Here is a 6,000-nt window from a genome sequence, read left to right as displayed (position 1 = left end):
GGTTGATAGGCCAGATCTGGAAGGCGGGCAACCGCTGGAGGTGACTGGTACTAATAGGCCGAGGGCTTGTCCTCAGTTGCTCGCGTCCACTGTGTTGGTTCTGAAACCACGAACAACCGTCGTAGCTATGCCACGGCTCCGGTTGACAGTTTCATAGTGTTTCGGTGGTCATAGCGTGAGGGAAACGCCCGGTTACATTCCGAACCCGGAAGCTAAGCCTCACAGCGCCGATGGTACTGCAGGGGGGACCCTGTGGGAGAGTAGGACGCCGCCGAACAAATTTTGAAGAAAACCCCCGTACCGGGAAACCGGTCACGGGGGTTTTCTGCGTTTAGGGTCTTTGTTATGCGCTATGAACTGATCATTTTCGACAACGACGGCGTCCTCGTGGACAGCGAGCCGATCTCCAACACCCTTCTGGCCGCCTACCTCACCGAGCTGGGGCACCCCACCTCGTACGAGGACTCCTTGCGTGACTACATGGGCTCCGCCATGCACCGCATCCACGACATGGTCCTGGAACGCACCGGGCAGCGGCTGCCGGACGACTTCGACGACGTGTTCCACGCCCGGGTCTTCGCCGCCTTCGAGCGGGAACTGAAGCCCGTTCCCGGTGCCGGGCAGGTGCTGGAGAAGCTGGCCGCGGACGGAGTGCCCTACTGCGTGGCCTCCTCCGGGAGTCATGAGCGGATCCGGGTCGGGCATCGGACGACCGGACTCGACCGCTGGTTCGACGACGAGCGGATCTTCAGCTCGCAGGACGTGGGGCGGGGCAAGCCGGCCCCCGATCTGTTCCTCCAGGCGGCCGAGCGCATGGGTGTGCGGCCGGAGAAGTGTGCCGTCGTCGAGGACAGTCCGCTGGGGGTGCGGGCGGCCAACGCGGCCGGGATGGACGTGTACGGGTTCACGGCGATGACGCCGGCCGACAGGCTGGTCGGTGCCACCCAACTCTTCTCCGACATGGGGGAGTTGGCTGACCTGCTGGTATGACGGCATCCATCGGCGGGGGCTGACATATGTCATGCCGAGCTCCGGACGATCGTTTCTGTCGGCGGGTGGGGTCCGACCGCGAAGCTGAGTACATCGAAACGGGACGTACACAGTGACGACGGAGGGACCCGATCATGAGCATCACCGCCACCGAGTTCAGCACCGGAGAGACCGACCGCGCTGCCGCGGCGGTCGCCGGGACGGCCTCCACCACGGAGACCGCCGGCCCCCGGCCGAGCTTCCTGCCGCTGATCGTGGACGTGGCGGTGCCCGTCGGGTCGTACTACCTGCTCAAGAACGGGTTCGGGATGAGCACGCTGGCGGCGCTCGGCTGGAGCAGCGTCGTACCGGCGGTGCGGACCGGGTGGAGCGTGGTGAAGGAGCGCAAGGTCAACGCCCTGGCCGGACTGATCCTCTTCGTCAACGTGGTCGGGCTCGCCCTCAGCCTCGTCGCCGGTGACCCGCGGCTGATGCTGGCCAAGGACAGCGGGGTCAGCAGCGCGGTGGGTCTGGGCATCCTGGTGTCCGTGCGGCTCGGGCGGCCGATGATGACGCAGGCGATGAAGCCCTTCCTCGTGAAGGGGGACACGGCCAGGAGCGCGGCCTGGGACCGCCTGACGGCCGGCTCGGAGCGGTTTCGGAAGGCCGAGCGGACCTTCTCCCTCGTGTGGGGCTCGGTGCTCCTCGGTGAGTGCGTCGCGCGGGTCGTGGGTGCCTACACGCTGCCGATCGACACCATGGTCTGGCTCGGCACGGTCGTCATGATCGCCTCGATGGTCCTCGCCTTCCTGCTCAGCGGGCGCTTCGCGGTCGTCCCGATGGAGAAGATGCTCGAGCGGGAGCTCGCCGCCGGTGCCGGAACGGACCGCTGAACGGCCTCCCTCCGAAGAGCTGAGCAAAATTCACCTTCGGTTGGATCTACCCACCGGTAAGCCGGGGCCCTACGCTCGCCGCCATGACAGATGTGCTGCGGCGCGGTAGGGCCTCTTTGGCGTTCAGTTTCTTCGCTCAGGGCGCCGCCTTCGCGTTGCTCGTGACGCGCATCCCGGCCATCCAGGACCGCTACGGGATCTCCGACGCGCTGCTGCCGGCGTTCCTGGCGGCCGTCCCGATCCTCGCCGGGGTGGGAAGCGTCGCCACCGAGCACCTGGTCAAGCGGATACCCCCCAGCAGCGTCCTGCGGTGGTCGCAGCCCGTCGTGCTGCTCGCCCTGCTCGGTGTCGGGGCCGGTGACCAGCTCGTGGAGGTGGCGGTCGCCCTCGGTGCCTTCGGCCTCGCGGTCGGCGCTCTCGACGCCTCCATGAACATGCTCGGGGTGAGCCTCCAGCGGTCGTACGGGCGCAGCATCATGCTGGGATTCCATGCCGCGTACAGCCTGGGCGGGATCGTGGGCGCCTCGCTCGCCTGGGCCGGGGCGCACTGGCAGCTGCCGCTCTTCGTGTCGTATCTGCCGGTCGTGCTGGTGCTGCTTCCGCTCGCTCTCGTGGCGAGCCGGTGGTACGTCGACGGCGGTGCGGCCCCGGACGGGAAGGACGCGACGGCCGAGGACGGTGCCGGTGCCGGGCCTCTCGTCTTCAAGCTGCTGCTGCCGCTGTGCCTGGTGATGACGTTCGCCTACATCGGGGACTCGACCGTCTCCAACTGGAGCGCGAAGTATCTGAACGACGTGCTGGGCAGTTCGGAGCAGCTGTCGACGGTTCCGTACAACGTCTACATGGTGATGACGCTGGTGGGGCGGGCCGTCGGGGACTTCGGGGTGCGGCGGTTCGGGGCCGTGGCGGTGGTGCGGCTGGGCGCCGTGGTCGCCGCGCTCGGGTTCGGGGTGGTGGCGGTCGCGCCGGGGGCCTGGGTGGGCATGCTGGGGTTCACGCTGGTGGGGCTCGGGCTGTGTGTGATCGTGCCGCAGACCTTCGCGGCGGCCGGGCGGCTCTTCCCGGGGGCGTCGGACACGGCGATCGCGCGGCTGAACATCTTCAACTACGTCGGGTTCCTGATCGGTTCGCCGTTGGTGGGCGCGCTCGGCGACGCGTGGAGCTACCGCGGAGCCATGGTCGTACCGATGGTGCTGGTCCTCGCGACCTTGGGGTACGCCCGCTCGTTCGATCCTCAACCGGACCGATACGGTGACGTGCATGAGCGGCCGCGCACAGCTGATGTGGGACGAGGCAGTAACGGGGTATGACTTCGGTCCGGACCATCCCATGGATCCGGTCCGGCTCGCCCTGACCCGGGGACTCGTCGACGCCTTCGGGCTCGACCGGGACGTCGACGTGGTCTCGGCGAAGCCCGCGGGGGACTCGACCCTGCGGCTGGTGCACCGCGAGGACTACGTGGAGGCGGTCAGGGCCGCGTCCGCCGATCCCGAGTCGGCCGACCCGTCGTACGGTCTCGGGACCATGGACGATCCCGCGTTCGCCGGGATGCACGAGGTGTCCGCGATGATCGCCGGGCAGTCCGTGGGGGCGGCGGAGGCGGTGTGGCGCGGGGAGGCGCTGCACGCGGTGAACTTCGCGGGCGGGCTGCATCACGCGATGCCCGGCGGCGCTTCCGGGTTCTGCATCTACAACGACGCCTCGCTGGCCATCGCCCGCCTCCTGGAGCTGGGCGCCGAGCGGGTCGCGTACATCGACGTCGATGTGCACCACGGCGACGGCGTCCAGGCGGCCTTCTGGGAGGACCCGCGGGTTCTCACGATCTCCTTGCACGAGCATCCGCGGACGCTGTTCCCGGGGACCGGGTGGCCCGAGGAGACGGGGGCCGACAGCGCGGAGGGCACGGCGGTCAATGTCGCGCTGCCGGCCGGTACCGGGGACGAGGGCTGGCTGCGGGCCTTCCATGCCGTGGTGCCCGAGCTGATCGCCGACTTCCGGCCTCAGGTGCTGGTCACCCAGCACGGCGCGGACACCCATTTCGAGGACCCGCTCGCGCATCTCGCCGTATCGCTCGACGCGCAGCGGGCCGTGCAGGTCGCCTGTCACGACCTGGCGCACGAGTACGCCGACGGGCGCTGGGTCGCGCTGGGCGGCGGCGGGTACGCGGTGGTGGAGGTGGTGCCGCGCTCGTGGACGCATCTCGTGGCCGTCGCGGCGGGCCGTCCCATCGAGCCGGAGACGGTGATCCCGGAGAGCTGGCGGCAGCAGGTCTTCGCCCGCACCCGGCAGTTGGCGCCGATGCGGATGACGGACGGGCGCCGGCCGGTGTCCTGGAAGGACTGGGAGGCGGGGTACGACCCGGCGGACCGTCTCGATCAGGCGATCGTGGCCACGCGCCGTGCCGTGTTCCCGCTGCGGGGGATGCTGCCGTAGGCCTGCGTCACCCCTGGGCGACGGTCGACGCAGAGCCACTGTCAACTGGCGCTCGGTTCCCCTGTGTTGTGAGAGCGGGGGCCCCAAGGATGGCTGCGGGGCCTTCTGTCGCTGCCCTGTCGCCGGCGTCACGATGGGCTATTAGGCCAACTGTGGGGCATTTCTCGCTTTTTGTGCGTGCGGCGTCGGCGGATGCGTCAGCATCGCTGACGTGTTGAGCACCGGAGCTTTGCGTGCACATCTGCTGGCCGCCCGGCTGGCCGGGCCCGTGGCCACCTCGCGCGAGGAGAGTCTGCGCAGCTACCGGCTCTTCGCCGCCCGCGACCCACGTCTGTTGCTCGGACTTGATCCCGAATGGAACTGGCGGCAGCGGGACTTGATCGAGTTGATGGCCGACAAGTGCGGAGTTTCGGCCGATCCCTCGCACACTTCGGGGCATGATGTGATCGACCCGGAGCGGACCCTGGCGGCTCTCGACGTCTTCGCGGAACGACTCGGTGAAGCCGCCCGGCATCGTCACCCTGTGCTTCTCGGTACGGGTCACCCACACCGGCTGATCGCCTTCTACGCCGCTCTCGCGGACGCGCTGTCGGCGGCGGGATGTACCGTCCTCACCCCCGCGCAGGGTAGCTCTGTCGACATAACGACCCGGTTCGGTCTACGCACGTACAACCTCGACTACGTACAGGGCGTCGCGCTGGTGCGCGAACCCGGGGCCGGGGCCGCCGGTCGTGCGACCGGCGCACACACCCACTCGCCGCTGCCGGTTCGGACCGTTCTGGCGGCCGCGGCCGAGGCTGGAGGACCCCTCCCGGAGCTGGTCATCGGAGACCATGGATGGGTCTGCGGAGCAGGTCAGCTGGGGTTCGAGGCCATCGGTCTCGCCGATACGGACGATCCCGCGCTGTTCGTCGGAGAGGCAGAGGGGCGGGTGTCCGTCGCCGTTCCGCTTGATGACGCTGTGCGGTCTGATTACTACCGACCGCTTACTCGCTATGTACTCAATCGAGCGTGTCTGTCACAGTAGGCGGCCGACGGCATCCCCTCTTCCCCACTCGCATCACCCGCCCCTACATTGGGGAGTGAGCACGCAACGACGAAGAGTCACCGGAAGGGGAAGCCGGTGACCGTCGAGTGCGGAAGGTTCAGGTGTGTCATGGCTGCAGGCGAGAGGCCTCTGAACGAGGTTCAGTTCCTTACCGTGGCGGAAGTCGCCTCGGTGATGCGAGTGTCGAAGATGACCGTGTACCGCTTGGTGCACAGCGGTCATCTGCCGGCGATCCGGGTGGGGAGGTCCTTCCGGGTGCCGGAGCAAGCGGTTCACGAGTACCTCCGTGAGAGCTATGTGGGGGTGGAGACCGCCTGACGGCGTTTCCGGGAGACCGTTCGCGATCTCCCGGAAACACCTCGATTACGACCTCGGCTCTCGGACGGGTAGGCTGGCCCCTCATAGGTCGTGTGGGCCCATGCAGCCCAGCACCGAGTAAAGAAGAAGTGAGCGAGGGTAGTCGTGGGCTCTGTTATCAAGAAGCGGCGCAAGCGGATGGCGAAGAAGAAGCACCGCAAGCTGCTCAAGCGCACTCGCGTTCAGCGTCGCAACAAGAAGTAAGCGGCGCCGCGGAAACGCGTACTGTGGCCCCCCACCTCGAAGGTGGGGGGCCACAGGCATACCTGGCCGCGAGACGGCTACCCGGAAGGCCGGCCG

General features: G+C 68.2%; 7 protein-coding genes and 1 rRNA gene. All 8 read left to right on the top strand.

Annotation, left to right across the window (positions count from 1 at the left end; genetic code table 11):
- Positions 1–160: 160 nt before the first annotated feature.
- A 5S ribosomal RNA gene (rrf, locus tag ACFWBT_RS24555) occupies positions 161–277 on the top strand.
- Positions 278–345: 68 nt separating this feature from the next.
- Complete coding sequence (locus tag ACFWBT_RS24550; protein ID WP_385703948.1) at positions 346–990, top strand: HAD family hydrolase; 645 nt, start codon at positions 346–348, stop codon at positions 988–990.
- Between the two features lie 134 nt (positions 991–1,124).
- Positions 1,125–1,862 carry a VC0807 family protein gene (locus tag ACFWBT_RS24545; protein WP_385703947.1) on the top strand — a complete coding sequence of 246 codons (738 nt, stop codon included), beginning with the start codon at positions 1,125–1,127 and terminating at the stop codon, positions 1,860–1,862.
- Positions 1,863–1,945: 83 nt separating this feature from the next.
- The gene (locus tag ACFWBT_RS24540; protein ID WP_385703945.1) at positions 1,946–3,172 is read left to right on the top strand and encodes an MFS transporter; all 1,227 of its coding nucleotides are present in this window, start codon (positions 1,946–1,948) and stop codon (positions 3,170–3,172) included.
- The gene (locus tag ACFWBT_RS24535) at positions 3,123–4,295 is read left to right on the top strand and encodes an acetoin utilization protein AcuC (protein WP_385703942.1); all 1,173 of its coding nucleotides are present in this window, start codon (positions 3,123–3,125) and stop codon (positions 4,293–4,295) included. The genes ACFWBT_RS24540 and ACFWBT_RS24535 overlap by 50 nt, the downstream gene beginning before the upstream one ends.
- Before the next feature lie 211 nt (positions 4,296–4,506).
- Positions 4,507–5,322, top strand: coding sequence for a phosphatase (locus tag ACFWBT_RS24530; RefSeq protein WP_385703939.1), 816 nt, complete (start codon positions 4,507–4,509; stop codon positions 5,320–5,322).
- Positions 5,323–5,451: 129 nt separating this feature from the next.
- The gene (locus ACFWBT_RS24525; RefSeq protein ID WP_093781815.1) at positions 5,452–5,661 is read left to right on the top strand and encodes a helix-turn-helix domain-containing protein; all 210 of its coding nucleotides are present in this window, start codon (positions 5,452–5,454) and stop codon (positions 5,659–5,661) included.
- A gap of 144 nt (positions 5,662–5,805) precedes the next feature.
- On the top strand, positions 5,806–5,904 hold the full coding sequence (locus tag ACFWBT_RS24520) for a 30S ribosomal protein bS22 (RefSeq protein ID WP_003948845.1): 99 nt from the start codon (positions 5,806–5,808) through the stop codon (positions 5,902–5,904).
- The last annotated feature ends 96 nt before the right edge of the window (positions 5,905–6,000 follow it).

Source organism: Streptomyces sp. NPDC060027, from assembly GCF_042737005.1.
GTDB lineage: Bacteria > Actinomycetota > Actinomycetes > Streptomycetales > Streptomycetaceae > Streptomyces.
This window is presented reverse-complemented; position numbering and strand designations above follow the sequence as displayed.